Below are 18931 nucleotides of genomic sequence, written 5' to 3'. Positions count from 1 at the left end.
GTCCACACCCACCCGCCCCGATCACGTCCACCTCGCCGTCGCCCTGGACGGCGCCGGCTGGCACCCCGCCGCGTGGCGTGAGCCCGACGCCCGTCCCACCGAGCTGCTGACCCCCCGGTACTGGGTCGACCTGGTGCAGGAGGCCGAGCGCGGCCTGCTGGACCTGGTCACCCTCGAGGACGCGCTGTCCCTGCAGTCCAGCGACCGCACCGGCCCCGACGAGCGCACCGACCAGGTCCGCGGCCGGCTGGACGCCGTCCAGGTCGCCGCCCGGGTCGCGCCGCTGACCTCCTCGATCGGGCTGGTGCCGACCGCGGTGGTCACCCACACCGAGCCGTTCCACCTGTCGAAGGCGATCGCCACGCTGGACTACGTGAGCACCGGCCGCGCCGGCATCCGGGTCAAGGTCAGCGGCAGCCCGGCGGAGGCGGCGCACGTCGGCCGCCGCCCGGTGCTCTCGCACGAGGACCTGTTCGCCGAGGCCGCCGACTGGGTCGAGGTGCTCCGCCGGCTCTGGGACAGCTGGGAGGACGGCGCGGAGATCCGCGACGTCGCCACCGGCCGCTTCGTCGACCGGGAGAAGCTGCACTACATCGACTTCGAGGGCCGGTTCTTCGCGGTGAAGGGACCTTCGATCACCCCGCGGCCGCCGCAGGGGCAGCCGGTCGTGGCGGCGCTGGCCCACCAGCAGCTGCCCTACGAGTTCGTGGCCGGCAGCGCCGACCTCGGCTTCGTCACCCCGGTCGACGCCGCCGACGCCGCCCGGATCATCGGCGACGTCCGGTCCGCGCAGACCGCCGCCGGGCGCGGTGAGGAGACCGTGCACCTCTTCGGGGACCTCGTCGTGTTCCTGGACGACGACGCGGCGACCGCCCGCGCCCGGAAGGACCGCCTCGACGAGACCGCCGGCGCCGGGTACACCAGCGACGCCGCCGTCTTCGTCGGGACGCCGGCCGGGCTCGCCGACTCCCTCGCCGACTGGGCGCAGGCCGGGCTCACCGGCTTCCGGCTGCGGCCGGCGACCCTGCCGCACGACCTGCGGCAGGTCACCACCGGGCTGGTGCCCGAGCTGCAGCGCCGTGGCCTGTTCCGGACCGCCTACGAGGCGACCACCCTGCGCGGGCACCTGGGTCTGCCGCGCCCCGCCAACCGCTACACCACCGTCTGAGGACAGCTGACATGACCAAGCAGGTCCACCTCGCCGCGCACTTCCCCGGCGTCAACAACACCACCGTGTGGAGCGACCCGGCGGCCGGCAGCCACATCGAGTTCTCCTCGTTCGTCCGGTTCGCGCAGGCCGCCGAGCGCGGGAAGCTCGACTTCCTGTTCCTCGCCGAGGGCCTGCGGCTGCGGGAGCAGAACGGGGCGATCTACGACCTCGACGTCGTCGGCCGGCCGGACACGTTCACCGTGCTCGCCGCGCTGGCCGCGGTCACCGAGCACCTCGGCCTCGCCGGCACGATCAACTCCACCTTCAACGAGCCCTACGAGGTGGCCCGCCAGTTCGCCTCGCTGGACCACCTGTCCGGCGGCCGGGCGGCCTGGAACGTCGTCACCTCGTGGGACGCGTTCACCGGCGAGAACTTCCGCCGCGGCGGCTTCCTGGCCCAGGACCAGCGGTACGAGCGGGCCCGCACCTTCCTGTCCACCGTCCAGGAGCTGCTCGACTCCTGGCGCGGGGACGAGGTCGTGGCCGACGAGGACACCGGGGTGTTCCTGACCGACCCGGCGGCGGGGACGTTCGCCCACTCGGACGCGCACTTCGACATCGCCGGCCGGTTCGACGTCCCGCGCAGCCCGCAGGGCCGGCCGGTGGTCTTCCAGGCCGGCGACTCCGAGGAGGGGCGGGAGTTCGCCGCCTCCGCCGCCGACGCGATCTTCACCCGGCACGGCACGAAGGAGGCCGGGCAGGCCTTCTACGCCGACGTCAAGGGCCGGCTGGCGCGGTACGGCCGGACGCCGGCGGACCTGCTGATCCTCCCGGCCGCCACGTTCGTCGTCGGCGAGACCGACGCCGAGGCCGCCGAGCTCGCCGCCGAGGTGCGCAGGCAGCAGGTGTCCGGGCAGACGGCGCTGCGCAAGCTCGAGGAGGTCTGGAACCGGGACCTGTCCGGGTACGACCCGGACGGCCCGCTGCCCGCGGTCGACCCGCTGGTCGGGGAGCACACCGTGGCCAAGGGCCGGGCCAGCGTGCGGATGAACCGCGACCCGCTCGCCGTCGCGAAGGACTGGCGGGAGCGCGCCGAGGCCAAGGGGCTGTCGATCCGCGAGCTGGTGATCGAGATCAGCAGCCGGCAGAACTTCATCGGCAGCCCGACCACCGTCGCCGAGCAGATGATCGACCTGGTGGAGTCCGACGCCAGCGACGGCTTCATCCTCGTCCCGCACATCACCCCAGGAGGGCTGGACCCGCTGGTGGACTCCGTCGTGCCGGTGCTGCAGGAGCGCGGCGTGCACCGCACCGAGTACCCGGGGACGACGCTGCGCGACAACCTCGGTCTGCCTCCGCTCGGCGGCGTCCGGGTGGCCTGAGCCGGCTCAGCCGGGGACGTGCGCGCCGGGTGGCCGCTGCGCCACCACCCCGGCGTCCGGGCCCGGGAAGACCACGCAGGTGTGGTCCTCGCCCACCCAGCGGACGACGTAGGGCGGGGAGCCGTCGCCGTGCGGCACCTCGACGATCTCGCCCACCCGTTCGGGCTGGTCGGTGACCCGCCCGTGCACCACCAGCCACTCACCGGTCCGCGCCTGCACGACCACCACTCCCCGGACTCGTCGACGGAGGGTCCGTGACCATGCTGGGCGCCCCGGCAGGGTGGTGTCCAGGGGTCCCGGCGCGCTCAGTCCAGGGCGCGGCGCATGAGGACCCGCGGGATTCCGCCGGAGACCGAACCGGTGTCGGCCGCCCAGACGAACCCGGCCTCCTCGAACAGGCTCCGCGTCCCGACGTAGGCCATCGTGAGGTCGACCCGCCGGCCCTCGTTGTCCACCGGGTACCCCTCGACCGCCGGAGCGCCCTGGGACGCCGCGTAGTCCACCGCCCCGCTGACCAGGGCGTGCGCGATGCCCCGGCCGCGGTGACCCGGGCGCACCCGGATGCACCACAGCGACCACACCGGCAGCCCGTCGACGTGCGGGATCTTCGTCGAGTGCTCGAACGGCAGCTCAGCGCGCGGCGCGACCGCCGCCCAGCCGACCACCTCGGCGCCGTCGTAGGCGAGCACCCCGGGCGCGACGGGACGGCGGGTCAGCTCGCGGACGTACTGCCGCCGGGCCGGGCCGACCAGCTCCCGGTTGGTCCGCGCGTCGACCCGGTGGCTGAGGCACCAGCAGACGTTGGACGTCGGGTTCCGCGGGCCGAGCATGGTCGCGACGTCGTCGAACCGCTCGCTCGTCGCCGGCCGGACCTGGAAGGTGCTGGGGGAGCCGTCGGGTGCCGCCATCGGACCAGCCTGCCGGGCCGGACGCCGGGTGTCGATGGCCGCGCGCGCCGGCCCGCTCAGCGGCCGCGGGCGGGCAGCAGGCCCTCCTCGTGGTCGAGCTCGCGCTCGAGGATGCGCAGGCCCTCGTCGGGCAGCCGGGCGCCGTCCCGCCAGCGCAGCAGCTCCTCGCGCTGGGCGGCGATGACCGCCCGGCGCAGCCGCAGCGCTGCCTCGTAGGTCGGCGACAGCGGGATGTCGCCGCCCTCCGCCGTCTCCAGCACGTCCAGCCGCACGCGGTAGCGGTCGAGCCGGTGGGTCAGCTGGGCGCGCAGCGTCGCGATCGCCCGGTCGTCGACGTCGTCGTGCTCCTCGGACTGCATGGTGTCCAGCCGCGCGAGGCCGGCCTCGGCGGCGGCGATCCGGGCCTGGTTGCGCAGCCGGGCCTCGTCGGCCTGGTCGGCCCGGCAACCCAGCGCCCGCACCAGCGGCGCGAAGGTGAGCCCCTGCCCGACCAGGGTGACCAGCACGGCGAGGAACGCGCAGAACAGCAGCAGGTCGCGGTCGGGGAAGGGCGCCCCGCTGTCGGTGACCAGCGGCAGGGTGAAGATCGCTGCCAGGCTGATGACGCCCCGGGTCCCGGCCCAGCTGAGGACGACGATCTCGCGGAGGCTGAGGCGGTCGCTGAACCGGCCGCCGTCGAGGTCCTGGCCCCCCAGGCGGCTGTGCATCGACCGGGGCAGCGACTCGGTGAGCAGCATCCACAGCGGCCGGACCAGCAGCACGCAGCCGATGGTGGTCGCCGCCGCGGTGACGACCGTCGAGGTCTCGTACTGGCCCAGCCCCCGGATGACGGTGGGCAGCTGCTGGCCGATGAGCAGGAAGACGACGCCCTCGAGCAGGAAGTCGACCAGCCGCCACACCGCGTCGGTCTGCAGCCGGCTGGCGCCCGACGTCCAGTAGGGCGTGTTGTGCCCGATGACCAGCCCGGCGACGACGACGGCCAGCACCCCGGAGACGTGCACCGCCTCACCGAGCAGGTACGCCACGAACGGCGTCGCCAGGGAGATCGCGTTGGACGACAGCGGGTCGCGGCGCAGCCGGCGCAGCGGCCGGACGCCGTAGGCGACCACCAGCCCGGCGGCCACCCCGCCGGCGGCGGCGACCACGAAGTCGCCGATCGCCGCGGGCGTGGAGAACCCGTCACCCTGCGCGGCGGCGACCGCCACGGTGAGCAGGGTCAGCGCCGTCGCGTCGTTGAGCAGACCCTCGCCCTGGATGAGGGTGATCAGCTTCGGTGGCAGCCCCACCTTGCGGCCGACGGACAGCGCGGCGACCGGGTCCGGCGGCGCCACCGCCGCGCCCAGCGCGATCCCCGCGGCCAGCGTGGCGCCGGTGACGAACAGCTCGAAGCCGATCCCGACCAGCACCGCGGTGACCAGGACCAGCAGCACCGACAGGCTCACCACGGTGCGCAGGTTGCGGCGGATGGCGGTGAGCGAGGAGTCCAGCGCCGCGCTGTAGAGCAGCGGCGGGAGCACCAGGGTCAGCACCAGGTGCGGGTCGAGGGTCACGTTGGGCCCGGGGAGCAGCGCGTAGCCGATCCCGGCCAGGGTGAGCAGGGCGGCGGCCGGCAGCCCGGTGTGGTCGGCGACCCAGCGGATGCCCACGATCACCGCCACGGCGCCGAGGACCAGCAGCAACATCGTCTCGGCGCTCACCGTCCCATCCTCCCCGACCGGCCCGGGGACCCGGCCGCGCAGGACCGTTCTAGAGGACGACGGAACGCCGCTGCCGGGCCAGCACGACCGTGTAGGACAGGACGGCGGTGCCCATCCCGCACAACCAGATGGCCGTCTCGTACTGCGCGGGGTAGAGGACGTCGCGCAGGTAGTGAGCGGTGAAGCTGCCCTCATACGGCGTCCTCCCGCTCCTCTCGAGGAGCCACTTCTCGAGGGCGGTGGCCGGGCACCTGAAGTCCGTGACCGTGACGTAGACCGAGTAGAGGGTCGAGAGGATGCTCGGCCAGATCCACGCCAACCTGCGCAGAGCGAGGAACCCGCCGAACACCATGTAGACCAGAAAGCCCATGTGCAAGATCGCGACGACGACCGCGGCGACCAGCGCTACCACGAAGCGGACTATACGGCCTGCCCAGGGGCCCTCGGGGGGTGAATGCGGCGTGGCCTCGATGCCGGCCAGGGACGCCGAGCCGGCCGTTCTCGACCTGGGCACGGCGGGGCGCCCCCTCGCGCTGCTGTGCTCGGTCGTGATGGTGGTTCGTGCCACGTACGTCCCCCGGCCGTTGCGGAACGACGAGGGCGGTTACCTGCTCGTCGCGCGGCAGTGGCACACCGGCGGGGAGTTCCTGTACGGCGACTACTTCGTGGACCGCCCGCCGCTGCTGATGCTCATCTTCAGGCTCGCGTCACTGGTGGAGTGGGATCAAGCTGTCCGCGTCCTCGCGATCCCGTTCGTCCTCCTGTTCGTCCTCGCCGGCTGGCGCGCGGGCACCCTTCTCGGGGGCCCAGCCGGCGGACGGTGGGCCGCCGTGGTGGCCGCGAGCGTGATGTGCTCCCCGTGGTTGGCGGCGGAGCAGGCGGACGGCGAGCTGTTCGGGGCCGCGTTCGTGATGGCGGCCATCGCGCTGGCCCTCTCCGCGTGGCACGCCGACTCCGGCACGGGCCGGCTGTGCTGGGCCGGCGCCGCCGGCGTGGCCGCTGCGGCCGCACCGCTGGTCAAGCAGAACCTGCTCGAGGGACTGGTCCTCCTCGCGGGCCTGGTCCTGTACGGGTGCTGGAGCCACGACGGTGCGGCTCGCCACCGCGCTCTCCGCATCGCGCCGGCGGCCCTGGTGGGTGCGCTGGTCCCCTGTGCCGTGGCCCTGGTGTGGCTGACGGCGGCCCGGAGCGGGTTGTCCGCGGCATGGCGGGATCTCGTCGCCTTCCGTGGTGCCGCCTTCGACACCATCTGGGCCAGCAGTCCCGACGCCTCGATCCGGAGGGCGTGGCTGCTGGTGGGTCTGGGCCTCGTCACGGGTCTCCTGCCGGTCGTGCTCACCTGGTTCCTCGCCGCGAGCCGCTTCCCCCGGCATGGGTCGCCGGGACTGAGGACGATCACCGCGCTCCTCGTCTTCGGCGTCGGCGCCATCGTGGCCGGTGGCAGCTACTGGCCTCCGTACCTGTTGCAACTCGCTCCGGCGGCGGTGCTGGCCGCCGGTGCGGTGGCTCCCTCCGTCTCCGTGCCCGGCGCCTGGATGAGGGGCTGCAGCAGGACGGTCGTCGCCGCTGCCGTCCTGGGGACCCTGGCCTCCGGCGTGGTCCACGCGACCGTCCCGCAGCTCTCGTACAGCCAGCGGATCGGCGAGTGGCTGGCGGACTCCAAGGCGCCGAGCGACACGGGGTTGGTCGCGTACGGGAATGCCGCTGTCCTGGAGACCGCCGACATGCCATCGCCGTACCCGCACCTGTGGAGCGTGCCGATGCGCACGCTCGACCCCGAGCAGACCCGGCTACGGGCGACGCTGGCAGGTCCGGGAGCACCAGCGTGGATCGTCCAGGTCACCGGCCTGAACTCGTGGGGCATCGATGACCGGTCACGACTCCGCGACCTGCTCCACCAGCGCTACCGGATCGTCGCGGAGATCTGCGGCCACCCGGTGTGGCTGCGCCAGGACCTGACCCGGGCGTTGGCTCCACCACCGCCCTGCTGACCAGGACGGGCCTCCTCCCGCCGCCGGGACGACGATCAGCGGCGCAGGAGCCATCGTGGACCGGCCGACGGCGGCAGCGAGGATGACCGGGACCGCGTCAGCGCCACCGCCTTCACGCCGTAGTCCAGGCCGGTGACCACGGTCCAGCCCACGGTCACCATGACCACGGCCGCCAGAACTCCGGTCCACCCGGGCACGGCTAGCGCGAGGACGATCATCGTCGTCTGTGCTGCCGTCTTCACCTTGCCGCCGCGACTCGCCGGGATGACACCGAGGTGCAGCACAGCCATCCGCAGCGCCGTGACGGCTGCCTCGCGGGCGAGGATCAGTGCCGTGGCCCACCAGGACAGGAGCTCGTCGGCGGACAGGCCGATCAGGGCCGTGGCCACCAGGGCCTTGTCCGCGATCGGGTCGGCCAGCGCGCCGAAGTCGGTGCACTGGTCCCAGCGTCGCGCGAGCCAGCCGTCCGCGACGTCGGTCAGCGACGCCGCCACGAACAGCGCGAGAGCCGTCCAGCGGCCTGCGGAGGTGTCGCCCGCGACGACGAACACCGCGCCGAGGAACGGGACGGCGAGCAGGCGCAGGACGGTGAGGGCGTTCGGCAGGGTCCAGGTCATGTGGATCATCGCCGGAACACCATGAGGGTGTAACCGCAGTCGGCGCCGCGGCCCCTCGCCACGTGCGCGAGGCGGTAGTCCGACATGGCCGGATGGTCGAAGATCGCCTGGTCCGTGGGGTAGTAGCCGACGAACCCCCGGGCGTCGCGACTCGCCAGCACCAGGACGTCAGGGGCGCGCTCGTGCACGAGCGCTGCGCGCTCGCGGAACGGCAGCCGGCCGGTCTCCTGGATGAGGGGCTCGTTCAGGAAGAAGGCGTCGACGACGGGCCGTCCCCCGGCGCGAGCCGGCACCAGGCCGGCGTCGGAGATGGCGAAGGAGGTCTCCGGCGGAGTGGTCCGCAACCACTCGAGCGCCGATTCCCTGGCCCCGACCCTGCAGTCCGTGTACCGCTGCTGGGTGGCCTCCACACTCCGGACGTCGGCCGGGGGCAGTCCCAGCAGTGCGAGCCCGGCTGCAGCCGCGAGAACACCCGCCCACACCGCGCGACGCGCCTCCACCCGGGTGGTGACGACGTAGCCGATCACCACCGCCATCAGCAGGGCGAGGAGCGGCCAGACCGGCATGAAGAACCGGCTGTAGGCGTTCGCGCTGTCCAGCGTGCCGATCGATCCCAGCGCGTACACGGCCGGCGGCACCGCCAGCAGCCGCGCCCGGCCGGTCACGAGGACGGCACCGAGAGCAGCCAGCGCCGTCGGCAGCAGGGCCTGGTCGAGGAACTTGGCGAGCACCGTGAACCCCTCCCCGGCGCCGGACTTGTAGAGCACCGAGTTGGGGAGCAGGTGCCCGTGGACGCCCACCCGGACGGCCTCGAGGACGATCTGCGAGCACAGTGGGACGCCCCCGAGCACCACCACCCGTAGTACCGCGCGGCGGCGCGTCCCGGCCCGGAAGAGGCCGGGGACCTCGCCGATCGCCACCACAGCGGCCGCGACGGCGAGCCCTTCCGGGCGGAGCCACGGCAGGACGGCGAACGCCGCCGCGGCGGGCAGCACCCTGCCGCCATCGCGCCGGGCGACTTCCAGCGTGCCCGCGGCTACGGCGAGAGCGACCAGGAGCGTCTCGAGGCCGCCGACCGCCCAGAGGGCGAAGGGCGCGCTGCAGGCCGTCAGCAGCGAGGCGATCCGGGCGGTCCACTCGCCCACGACGGCTCGGCCCTGGACGTAGACGAGCACCACGCACGCGAGGCCGCTGACCACGCCCAGCGAGCGTGCTGCTCCCGGCGCCGACCAGCCGACCGCGTGGGCGAGCGCCTCGATCGCGACGAGCAGCGGGTTGCTGAAGCCCTCGACCCGGGGGCCGCCCGGGTTCCACACGGGTCCCTCTCCGGCCGCGATGTTCTCGGCGTAACGAACGGAGATCCAGGCGTCATCGGTGAGGAAGTCGCGGTAGAGCCAGCACAGTGCCAGGTGGACCAGGGCGGCCAGCCCGACGACGGCCCACCCGATCGCCCACGCCGGGTGGAAGCGCCTTCGAGGGGAGGGCGTCGCCTCGACAGGTAGGCTGATCGTCCGCAACAGCACTCCGCTTTCGATGACTCGACGCCGAGTCGGGGACGGCGACGTGTTCTGGCCGACGACTGGGAGAAAACTAGCCGAACATGGACGAACCTGCCGTGCGTGGTGTCCGCGACGGCGCCTACGCATTGGCGGTGGTCGTCGCCCTCGTCTCGGGCGCTGCGGCCGTCACCTGCGCCGTGTTCCTCGGGCTCCCGCTGCGCGACCCGGACGGGTTCCTCGGGCCGACCTACGTCCGCCTGCCGTTGATCGTGGCGCTGCTCCTGGCTGCGGACGTGCTGCCCCGTGCGCTGCTCCGTGCGCGCTCGGCCCGCGCCTTCGCGGAGCAGACGGTCCTCATCGCCCGCGAGCGCTGGCCCTGGCGGCGCCTTCGCCCAGCGCTGATCGGGCTCGCCGCCTTCTACGGCACGTACGTGTCGTACCGCAATCTCAAGCACTACCTCCCCATGCTGAGGCCGCACCTCGTCGACGAGGAGCTGCTCGAACTCGATCGGACGATGGCCGGGGGGATCGCGCCGGCGGAGTTGCTGCACGACGTCCTCGGCACCGGCGTCGCCGCGCACGTCCTGTCCTGGGTCTACCTGGCGTTCCTGATGTTCGTCCCGGTGTCACTCGGGTTGGCCCTCGTGTCGATCCGTCGATCGATCCATGCGAGCTGGTACGTCACGGCGCTGTGCCTCAACTGGGCGCTCGGCGCCGCCAGCTACTACGTCCTGCCCTCGAGGGGACCGGTGTACGCCGAGCCGCAGCTGTTCTGGAGCCTTCCCGAGACCGGCGTCTCCCGGCTGCAGGACAGCCTGCTGGTGTCACGCTCGATCGTCCTCATCGATCCGCACGCGACCGAGCGCATGCAGAGCATCGCCGCCTTCGCGTCGCTGCACGTGTCGATCATCTTCACCGCGGCGCTCATCGGGCAGCTCACGCTCCGCTCGGTCGCAGTGCGGACGCTTCTCTGGGTGTTCTTCGTCCTGACCGTGACAGCGACCATCTACTTCGGCTGGCACTACATCGTGGACGACATCGCCGGGCTCGGCATCGGCGTGGCAGCGGTCCTCCTGGCCGGCTGGGGAACGGGTCAGTTCCGGAGATCGGCAACGTGGCGAGGCGCCGCGGCGCGCGACCGCAGCTGGGGCAGGCCGCGCACCACGCGGTCCCGACGAGATCGGGAGGCGTCCCCGTCCGCTTCCTGACGCCGACACCGCCTGTTCGTGCCGCCTGTCACCGCATCAGTGCGGCGGCTCGGTGGGAAGACGTAGCGCCGGTAGGTCACGAAGCGGAAGAGGCTGCCCAGCGCGAGGCCGACGCCATTGGCCGCGACGTTGTCGGCCAACGGGCTCGTGAGCCCCAGGACGTAGCGCGAGATCGCGAGACAGCCGAGCGCGATCCCGAGGGCAACGCCGCTGAGGGCCAGGTACAGGGTGTACTCCCGGGCAACCCGGCCGCGTGGACGGTCCCGGTAGGTCCAGAACCGATTGCCGACGTAGGCAACGGTCGTTCCCGCGATGAGCGAGACCGTCTTGGCGATGAGCGGCTGCTCGGCCAGCCAACCGTGCCCGCCCAGGTGCACGAGCGCGTTGTAGCCCCCGATGTCGACGGCCAGGCCGACCGCGCCCACGGCCGCGAATCCGGAGGCTTCCTTGCCGAGGGCTCGACTACGTCGTGGCTGCGCCACCGTCCGAGGAGTCACACCGGAAGCCGGCGGAAGACTGTTCGGGGCGGGTGCCGCAGTGCGCTCATGACGAGCCGGAGACCGGACGGGACCCACGTCGTGTTCCTCTTCCGTGTGGCGGGAGCGCCGGACATGGCGCGTGAGCCCCGCGGGTCTGCAGCGCTCGGCCCGGCCGAGGCCCCGCGTCAGCGGGTCGGTCCAGGCCATCGAGAGCGACGCTACTGGTCATCGGTCGAGGCCAGCCAATCGAGGAGGTCGATGAGGTCCGGGCTGCTCCACGGCGATGGCGCTACCACGGCTGCGCGCGCATCGCCTGGAGGAGGGCCCGTTCAGCGCTGCTGGGCAGCGAGATCTCCTGCCGACCACGCGTCGCAGGCGGGTCGCCGACCGGCATCGGCCGATCGAGGATGGGTTCCATGGGCACTGAACCGCCGTTCACGCTGACGGCGACACGGCCTCGGGCCGACCTCGTCGACGCGTTGGGCGCCCGACTGAGGGAGGTCGGCCTCGATGGCGTCCTCGGCGACCTCGACCGCGCCGCCCACGCGTGCTCGGTTCCGGGCGAGGCCGCGGGTGAGGGGTTCACCTGGGACGACGTCGACCGGAACGACCCCACGTGGTGGCCGCAGGGCGTGGTGAGCGTCCGGTCCGGCGCACTGCTGCTCGTGAGCTGGTACGCCAAGCGCAGTCGGCTGTTGCGCACGCCGGGCTCGCGGATCTCGGTCGTCGACCGGACGCAGCCGGAGGGTCCCCGCTACCGGCACGTCCTGCTGGTCGCGCCGCGTCGGCGTCTCGGCGTCCTCACCCTGAGCACCGTCCCGGTGCACGCTGGGGGCATCGCCGTCCACGACCGCTTCCTCTTCGTCCCCGACACGTACTTCGGCGTGCGCGTCTTCCGCCTCGAGGACGTCATGGCTCTTCCTGGGCGACCGCCCGGCGCAGACGGGCACTCATCGGGCGGCAGGATCGGCTTGTTGCACCGCTCCGCTGTCGGCGGCTCTCGGGCCGGGGGGTGCGCCTACGTGCTCCCTCAGTTCATGGCGTTCCGCGCGCCGCTGGGCTGGGGCCCGGATCGACCGAGTTACTCGTTCCTGTCCATCGGGCAGGTCGAGGGCCGGCCGAACCTCGTCGTCGGGGAGTACCGCCGGAACGGCGACCGGCGGCCCCGGCTCGCGCGCTACCCCATCGACCCTCGGACCGGTCTTCCGCGTGCTGATGACCATGGCCGATGCGCTCCCCTCGAGGTCTACGAGGACCAACCGAGCCGCATGCAGGGAGTGGCCGTGCACGGGTCCACCTGGTTCATCACGGCGAGCAATGGCCAGCGGTCGGCCGGCGACCTGTACAGCGGTACGCCCCACGGGTGGCACCGGCACCGGGGGGTGTTGCCGAGCGGGCCGGAGGACCTCGACTGGTCCCGGCCCGGGGAGGAGCTCTGGTGCGTCTCCGAGTGGCCCGGGCACCGGTGGGTCTTCCCCATCGCGACGGGGCGGCTCGGCGTCGACCCGATGCCCGCCTGACGGCCGTCGTCCGTCCCTGACCACGCCAGCCGCCTCGGGCGAGTGACGTGGACACAGGCCGACCCGTGCTGTGGTCGTCGGCCCGGCTGGGCAGCCCTCCGCGACCGGCTGGCCGCGTCGTTCGGCACGGCCGATCGGTGTCCGGGCCAGCGTGGCCAGGTAGCGGGCCGGGTCAGGCTGGTCTCTCCGGACAGCTCCTCGACCCGGGGCTGGGTCCCCGTCGTCCTGGACTCGACCGCCGCGGCCGGCTCGACGGTCGACCTCGTCGCCGGCGACGGCAGCGTGGTCGCCACCGCCACCGCCACCGCCACCGTTGCCGAGGACGCCCAGTCGGTCGTGTACTCGTCGGTCGACGTCACCGCGGGGGTGTCGTGCACGGTGACCGTGGACGGCGCCGACGCCGGTTCGGCGACCGCCGGTGAGGCGGCGCGACCGGGACGATGGGCGGCGGGCGGCCCGGCGACAGCTGACACGCCCCGCAGGCTCGTGCTCTGCTCACCCTGGTGAGCAGAGCACGAGCGGGAGACACCGCGTCTGCAGGCAGGAAGGCAGCATGCGCGTCACGCGGGTCGCGGCCGATCTCGGCGTCGCCGACAGCGCGGAGGCGAAGGCGTTCAACGCCGGGCGGCGCCGTCAGAGGTCGTTCGGGTAGACGACGCCGAGCTGCGCGCGGACGTCGTCGAGCAGCCGCATGGTGGCCAGCGAGTGCTCCAGCGGCATCACCGGGCTCTCCGTCAGCCCGAGCTGCAGGCAGCGGGTGACCTCGCGCAGCTCGTGCACGTAGCCGGAGCCGATCAGCTCGAACTCCTCGGTGCGCACCTCGCCCTTCTCGACCTCCACGTCGAGCCGGGTGGGCCGGTACACGGCGTCGGGCCCCTGCGCCCGGACCCAGCCCTCGCTGCCGGCGACGATCACGGTGTTGGGTGACCGGGCCAGCAGAGAGGTGGTGATCTGGGCCTGCGCGCCGGAGCCGTAGGTCAGGGTCAGCGCGTTCTGCGCGTCGACGCCCTCGGCGTTCAGCGTGCCCCGGGCCGTCACCGCGTCCGGGAGGCCCAGCGTGCCCCAGACCCAGAGCAGCGGGTACACGGCGAGGTCCAGGAGGGCGCCGCCGCCGTCGGCCCGGCCCCACAGCCGGCTGGCCGGGTCCTGCCGGGCGCGGAAGCCGATCTCGGCGCCGACCCACTGCACGGTGCCGATCTCACCCGAGGTGGCGATCCCCAGGGCTCGCTGGAAGGACGGCAGGAACCGGGTCCACACCGCCTCCATCAGGAACACCCCGTGCTCGCGGGCCAGGTCGACGACCTGCTGCGCCTCGCGGGCGTTGATCGTCACCGGCTTCTCGCAGAGCACCGCCTTGCCGGCCCGCAGCGCGGCCGACACCACCTCGGCGTGCTGGGCGTGCGGCGTGGCCACGTACACCGCCTCGACGTCCGGGTCGGCCAGCAGGGCCTGGTAGCCCAGCCGCTCGTCGGTGTCGGCGTAGGAGGTGGCGAAGCCGAACCGCTCGGCGAACCCGGCCGCCCGGTCGGCCCGCCGGGAGCTGACCGCGTGCAGCACCGCGTCGGGGAGCAGCGCCAGGTCGGCGGTCACCGTGGCGGCGATGGCGCCGGTGGCGACCACGCCCCACCGGACCGGCCGCCCGGTCGCCGTCAGCGGGTCGGCGTCGAGGAGCTCGGGGCGGGCGATGAACGGCGAGGTCACGGGCCCACGCTAGGGGAGCGCTCCCATCCCGCCGTCCCCTTGCCAAAGGCGTGCCTTCGGCGGCGGGGTCAGGTCCGAGCGGGGGCAGTGGCGAGGGTGGCGCCGGTGACCTCGGCGAGCAGCGCCTCGGCGTCCTCGGCCTGCTCACCGCGCCAGGCCACGTGCTGGTCGGGGCGGACGAGCACCAGGTCGGCCCCGCACAGCTCCCACAGCCGGGGGTGGGCGCTCAGGTCGACGACCCGCAGCGGCACGTCGGCCCGCGCCGCGGCCTCGACCAGCGACCGGGGATCGGCGTCCGAGCCCAGCTGCAGCACGGTGAACTCCTCGCCCAGCTGGTCGTAGACCGAGCGACCGTCGGGCAGCCAGGCGTGCGGCAGCCGCGCGCCGGGGTGCGCGGAGGGGGTGTAGGTGGTCACCGTCGGCTCCGGCCGCGGCCCGCCCGAGGGGACGACGAGCGGCGAGTCCGGGTAGTCGTAGCCGAGCACCAGGCCGAGGCTGTGGAACTCCGGGTCCTTGACCACCAGCGCGGCGGCGACAGACGCCCGCAGCTCCGCGCCGCGCGGTCCCTCGTCGTCGAGGTCCCCGGCGGTGAAGGACGGCGCGAGGAACGCCTCCTGGGCGCCGGCGACGGCGATGGTGCGCTCGGCGACCGGCCGCCGCTCCGCCTCGTAGCTGTCCAGCAGGGCCTCCGGCGCCCAGCCGCGGAGCACAGCGGCCAGCTTCCAGCCCAGGTTGACCGCGTCGCCGACGCAGGTGTTGAAGCCGTGCCCGCCCCACGGCGGGTTGAGGTGCGCGGCGTCCCCGACCAGGAACACCCGCCGGCCGCGGTACCGGTCCACGAGCAGCATCCGGGCCGACCACGGGTCGGTGGCCAGCACGTCGACGTCGATGTCGGCACCGGCGAGGGCGCGGACCAGGGCGACCGGGTCGACGTCGCCGGCGGAGGCGTCGACGCCCTGCACGATCGCCCACCAGGTGCCGTCGAGGTCCAGCCGGCCCATCAGGCCGCCGCGCTCGGCGCCGATGACCCAGTAGTGCACGCCCAGCGCGCACAGCTCCCGGGTCTCCAGGTCCGCGGACCGGAAGGTGATGCTCAGGTTCGGCAGGCTGCCCGAGGAGCCCTCGTAGCGGGCGCCGATGGCCCGCCGGCTCACCCCGGAGCTGCCGTCGCAGCCGAGCAGCCAGTCGGCGACGACCTCGTGCCGCTCGCCGTCCGGGCCCTCCAGCACGGCCTGCGCGGCGTCCGGGCCGTCGGTGACCGAGACGACCCGCCAGCCGATGAGGGTGGTGACCGTGGGCAGCTCGGCGACCGCGTCCCGCAGCACCTGCTCGACCAGCGGCTGCGGCGCCTGCTGGCCGGCCTCGGCGTAGGCCTCGACCGGCGACGTCGTCAGCCCGAAGGCCTCCGGGAAGCGGGTGATCTCGGAGCCGAACAGGCCGGTGCAGAAGACGACGTCCTGGGCGTGGGCGACCGGCAGCGGTGCCGCGGCGCGCAGCCGGTCGGCCAGTCCCCAGCGGCGCAGGTGCTCCATGGTGCGGACGCTGGTGGTCTTGGCACGCGGGCGCAGCGGGTCGAGTGCGGTGCGCGGCTCGACGACCAGCACCTCGATGCCGCGGCGGCCGAGCTCGATCGCGGCGGCCAGGCCGCTGGGGCCGCCGCCGACGATCAGCACCGGCACGGAGGCGGGCACGGCGGTCATCGGGTCTCCTGTCCTGAGCTGCGGTGCCCAGTGGCTGATGAGGGGGGCGTCAGGCTGTCCGGGCCGCTCGACGCCGGACCAGCATCCGTGGCGGGCGTCACGTCGCCGTAGCCCGATGCCATTGACCGGCAGGGCAGGACGGGTTCGTCCGGGATCAGGTCCGGCCGGCCTGCCCCTGCCGGACCCAGGCCCGGCCGTAGTCGTTGCCGTGCGGGGTGCGGAGCACGGTGTGCACGTGGAAGGGCTGCGGGGTCCGGTAGTCCAGGAAGACGCCGCAGTGGTGGTCGAGCTCGGCGATGAGCACCGGGGACTGGACCCGGTAGTAGAAGACGTCGCCGGGCTGCCAGCCGCCGATCCAGCTGAACCACGTCTCGCCGAGGTGTGCCTCGACCTCCCGCAGCCGGGCGGCGCGCGGACCCGCCGGCAGCAGTCGGACGAAGGTCTCCGCGATGTCCAGGACGAGTCGCCGGGCACCGGCGGGCAGGTCGGCCACCCGGACGCCCTCTGCCGGGATGACCCGGTTGTCCTGGAACGCGCCGGCCAGGTGCCGCTCGTCGCCGGGGTGCACCCGCCCCGGCGGCATGGCCGGGTCGACCATCTCCGCGTAGACGGTGGCCCGGGCACGCTGCTCGTCGGTCAGCGCGGCCATCAGCCGGGTGCCGAGCGCGATCCGGTCGGCGAAGACGTCCCGGAGGCCGGCCCGGGGTCCGTCGTCGATCTCGTCGGGCTCGGCGCCCAGGAAGACCGGCGACAGCTGCATCCGGCCCTCGACGACGAGGCAGTTGACCGCGGCGTGGTGGCCGAACAGCTGCCAGCCCCAGGGCGCGCGCAGGTCGGGGGTGCCGTAGAGGGCGATGTTGTAGGAGAACTCGTTGAGCACCGTCGGCAGGTCGACGACCTCACCGAGGAAGCCGTTGATCAGCATCATGGCGTGGAGGAGCTCGTAGCCCTCCGGCGACAGCGACGCGCGGACCAGCGCCAGCGCCTTCTCGCGGACCTCCGGGGGCTGGAACTCCAGGCGCAGGCCGGTGTCGAACTGCATGAACTCGGGGTTGGCCCAGGTCTGCCACTCCGGGGCGTCGACCGGGAAGCAGACGCGGCTGCGGTCCTCGGCTGACAGCGCGTCGAGCAGGTCGGTTGCCGCGGCGACCATCTCCGCGACCGGCGCCTCCTCGCCGGGCTCGGCCGGGGTGAGCGGGTACAGCCCCTCGCGCAGCGTGCCGTCGGAGGTGACGCCGCGGAACTCCTGGAGGTACAGCGGCGTCCAGCCCTCGACCAGCCCGCCGGTGAACGTGCCGGGGGTGCGGGCGTGCTCCCGGTAGGCGTAGGCGTCCAGGCCGCGGACGCCGGCCAGCCGCGGGTGGTCGCGCGGGAAGAGGTACCGCCGGAACTCACCGCTCACGGCGTGCCTCGTTCCCGACGACCGGGTTGGTCAGCACGCCGAGCTTCTCGACCTCGACCTCGACGACGTCGCCGGGCTGCAGCAGCCACGGGGGCGTGCGGGCGTAGCCGACGCCGGACGGTGTGCCGGTGGCCAGGAGGTCACCCGGGCGCAGGGTGAAGGTGCGGGAGATGAGGGAGAGGGTGTCGCCGACGGTGTAGACCATCTCGTCGGTGCGCCCGTCCTGCACGGTCTCGCCGTTGACCCGGGTCCGCACCCGCAGCCCGTCGCGCAGGTCGCCGACCTCGGCCGCGGGGACCATCGGTCCGAGCGGACCGGACCTGTCGCCGTTCTTGCCCAGGATCCACTGGCTGGTGAGCTTCTGCGCCCGCCGCGAGGTGAGGTCGTTGAAGGTCGAGTACCCGACGACGGCGGCCAGCGCCTCGTCCGGGGTGGCGTCGACCAGCGTGCGCCCGACGTAGGCCATCACCTCGCCCTCCCAGTCCAGGCCGTCCTCGTCGGCCGGCACCGGCACCTGCGCGCCGCCGACGGTCAGCGACTGGGTCCAGCGGGCGAACAGCGTCGGGTGCGGCGGGACCCCGGTCCCGGAGAAGGAGCCCTCGGCCACGTGCTCGAGGTAGTTCAGCCCGATGCAGACCACCCGGGCGCCGGGCAGCACCGGCGGGACGAACTCGACGCCGTCGGCCGGCACGGTCCCGCTGGACGGGTCCGCCGAGAGGTGGCCGGCCGCGTCGGCCCAGAACTCGGCGAGCGGTGCGAGGACGGTGACCTGCCCGCCGTCCTCGGACAGCGATGCGACCTCCACGTCGCCGCCGTCGCGGCGGATGCCGACGATCCTCACGATCGCCCTCCTTCGACCAGGTGCTGCCGCAGGAAGGCGGTGGTGCGGGCCAGTGCGTCGGTGGCGGCGTCGGGGGCGCCGAGCCACATGTGGTCGGCGCCGTCGTAGGTGTGCAGCTCGACGTCGGGCAACCGCTCGGCGAGCCGTTCGCTCTGCACGCACGGGACGAACCGGTCGGCGCGGCCGTGCAGCAGCAGGACGGGCGGCGCGGCGGGGGAGGCGTGGGTGACCGGGCTGGCCTGCGTGGCGCGGTCGGGCACCTCCGCGGCGGGTGCGCCGAGCAGTTGCGCCTCCCGCGTCTCCCGGTCGGTGGGGTCGGTGCCGAGGTCGGTGGTGAAGCCGACGAGGTCGCTCGGGGCGTACCAGGCGGCGACGGCGGTGACCCGGCTCGACGGCCCGGTCACCCCGACGTCCCCCTCGAGCGCCGCGTCGTCGGTGGTCAGGCCGAGCAGCTCGGCCAGGTGCCCGCCGGCCGACTCGCCCCAGGAGGCGATCCGGTCCGGGTCGATGCCGACCTCGTCGGCGCGCGAGCGCAGCCAGCGGACGGCGGCCTTGGCGTCGTGCAGCTGGGCCGGCCAGACCGCCTCACCGGAGAGCCGGTAGTCGACGCTGGCCACGGCGATGCCGGCCTGTGCGACCTGCTCGAACGGCGTCGGGTCGGCGCCCCGGTAGGCCGGGCCGGCGGTGTGCCGGCTGCCGAGCCGCCAGCCGCCGCCGTGCAGGAAGACGACGACCGGCGCCGGCGTGGGGCCGGCCGGGAGGTACAGGTCCAGCTCGAGCGGCCGCGCGCCGGGCAGCGCCGCGTACGGGACGCCGGACAGCACCCGGACGCCGCC

The 18931-nt window shown here is 73.8% G+C and carries 18 protein-coding genes; 6 read left to right on the top strand and 12 right to left on the bottom strand.

The window, feature by feature from the left end; all coding sequences use genetic code 11:
- Together FHL80_RS21945 and FHL80_RS21940 are read left to right on the top strand one after the other, a co-directional pair.
- A partial coding sequence (locus tag FHL80_RS21945) for an LLM class flavin-dependent oxidoreductase (RefSeq protein ID WP_439331110.1) occupies positions 1–1168 on the top strand: 1168 nt, incomplete at its 5' end.
- 11 nt (positions 1169–1179) lie between these two features.
- Positions 1180–2532 (top strand): NtaA/DmoA family FMN-dependent monooxygenase, encoded by a 1353-nt coding sequence (locus FHL80_RS21940; protein WP_138735466.1) that lies wholly within the window; start codon positions 1180–1182, stop codon positions 2530–2532.
- 6 nt (positions 2533–2538) lie between these two features.
- On the opposite strand, the gene FHL80_RS21935 is transcribed toward FHL80_RS21940, so the two are convergent.
- The 4 genes from FHL80_RS21935 to FHL80_RS21920 form a co-directional block, all read right to left on the bottom strand.
- Positions 2539–2751: a DUF1918 domain-containing protein gene (locus FHL80_RS21935; protein ID WP_246078869.1), complete on the bottom strand. Its 213-nt coding sequence runs from the start codon at positions 2749–2751 to the stop codon at positions 2539–2541.
- 86 nt (positions 2752–2837) lie between these two features.
- Positions 2838–3440: a GNAT family N-acetyltransferase gene (locus FHL80_RS21930; protein WP_138735464.1), complete on the bottom strand. Its 603-nt coding sequence runs from the start codon at positions 3438–3440 to the stop codon at positions 2838–2840.
- Positions 3441–3496: 56 nt separating this feature from the next.
- A complete protein-coding gene (locus tag FHL80_RS21925) occupies positions 3497–5137 on the bottom strand; it encodes a Na+/H+ antiporter (protein ID WP_216870954.1) in 1641 nt (546 codons plus the stop codon).
- 49 nt (positions 5138–5186) lie between these two features.
- Positions 5187–5549: a DUF2784 domain-containing protein gene (locus FHL80_RS21920; RefSeq protein WP_138735463.1), complete on the bottom strand. Its 363-nt coding sequence runs from the start codon at positions 5547–5549 to the stop codon at positions 5187–5189.
- Positions 5550–5598: 49 nt separating this feature from the next.
- Here FHL80_RS21920 and FHL80_RS21915 point away from each other — a divergent pair, with 49 nt between their 5' ends.
- Positions 5599–7128: a glycosyltransferase family protein gene (locus FHL80_RS21915; RefSeq protein WP_138735462.1), complete on the top strand. Its 1530-nt coding sequence runs from the start codon at positions 5599–5601 to the stop codon at positions 7126–7128.
- A 35-nt stretch (positions 7129–7163) separates the two neighbouring features.
- On the opposite strand, the gene pgsA is transcribed toward FHL80_RS21915, so the two are convergent.
- Both pgsA and FHL80_RS21905 read right to left on the bottom strand, forming a co-directional pair.
- Complete coding sequence (pgsA, locus tag FHL80_RS21910) at positions 7164–7745, bottom strand: CDP-diacylglycerol--glycerol-3-phosphate 3-phosphatidyltransferase (protein ID WP_246078868.1); 582 nt, start codon at positions 7743–7745, stop codon at positions 7164–7166.
- Between the two features lie 5 nt (positions 7746–7750).
- Positions 7751–9262, bottom strand: coding sequence for a DUF8728 domain-containing protein (locus FHL80_RS21905; protein ID WP_138735460.1), 1512 nt, complete (start codon positions 9260–9262; stop codon positions 7751–7753).
- 83 nt (positions 9263–9345) lie between these two features.
- Here FHL80_RS21905 and FHL80_RS21900 point away from each other — a divergent pair, with 83 nt between their 5' ends.
- Positions 9346–10452, top strand: coding sequence for a phosphatase PAP2 family protein (locus tag FHL80_RS21900; RefSeq protein WP_138735459.1), 1107 nt, complete (start codon positions 9346–9348; stop codon positions 10450–10452).
- On the opposite strand, the gene FHL80_RS25805 is transcribed toward FHL80_RS21900, so the two are convergent.
- On the bottom strand, positions 10338–10877 hold the full coding sequence (locus FHL80_RS25805) for a GtrA family protein (protein ID WP_216870953.1): 540 nt from the start codon (positions 10875–10877) through the stop codon (positions 10338–10340). The two genes, FHL80_RS21900 and FHL80_RS25805, sit on opposite strands and share 115 nt — an antisense overlap.
- A 470-nt stretch (positions 10878–11347) precedes the next feature.
- On the opposite strand from FHL80_RS25805, the gene FHL80_RS21890 reads away from it, so the two are divergent.
- Positions 11348–12451, top strand: coding sequence for a hypothetical protein (locus FHL80_RS21890; protein ID WP_138735458.1), 1104 nt, complete (start codon positions 11348–11350; stop codon positions 12449–12451).
- Between the two features lie 42 nt (positions 12452–12493).
- Positions 12494–12958 (top strand): hypothetical protein, encoded by a 465-nt coding sequence (locus tag FHL80_RS25800; RefSeq protein WP_216870952.1) that lies wholly within the window; start codon positions 12494–12496, stop codon positions 12956–12958.
- A 126-nt stretch (positions 12959–13084) separates the two neighbouring features.
- On the opposite strand, the gene FHL80_RS21880 is transcribed toward FHL80_RS25800, so the two are convergent.
- The 5 genes from FHL80_RS21880 to FHL80_RS21860 form a co-directional block, all read right to left on the bottom strand.
- Positions 13085–14152, bottom strand: coding sequence for a Gfo/Idh/MocA family protein (locus FHL80_RS21880; protein ID WP_138735457.1), 1068 nt, complete (start codon positions 14150–14152; stop codon positions 13085–13087).
- Positions 14153–14220: 68 nt separating this feature from the next.
- The gene (locus FHL80_RS21875; RefSeq protein WP_138735456.1) at positions 14221–15852 is read right to left on the bottom strand and encodes an FAD-dependent monooxygenase; all 1632 of its coding nucleotides are present in this window, start codon (positions 15850–15852) and stop codon (positions 14221–14223) included.
- Positions 15853–16006: 154 nt separating this feature from the next.
- A complete protein-coding gene (locus FHL80_RS21870) occupies positions 16007–17254 on the bottom strand; it encodes a DUF3500 domain-containing protein (RefSeq protein ID WP_138735455.1) in 1248 nt (415 codons plus the stop codon).
- The gene (locus tag FHL80_RS21865; RefSeq protein WP_138735454.1) at positions 17244–18095 is read right to left on the bottom strand and encodes a fumarylacetoacetate hydrolase family protein; all 852 of its coding nucleotides are present in this window, start codon (positions 18093–18095) and stop codon (positions 17244–17246) included. The genes FHL80_RS21870 and FHL80_RS21865 overlap by 11 nt, the downstream gene beginning before the upstream one ends.
- The coding region (locus FHL80_RS21860; protein WP_138735453.1) for an alpha/beta hydrolase at positions 18092–18931 on the bottom strand (840 nt) is incomplete at its 5' end. The genes FHL80_RS21860 and FHL80_RS21865, both read right to left, overlap by 4 nt.

Origin of the sequence: Modestobacter excelsi (genome assembly GCF_005930495.1) — a bacterium.
In the GTDB taxonomy this organism is placed as follows: Bacteria; Actinomycetota; Actinomycetes; order Mycobacteriales; family Geodermatophilaceae; genus Modestobacter; species Modestobacter excelsi.
This window is presented reverse-complemented; position numbering and strand designations above follow the sequence as displayed.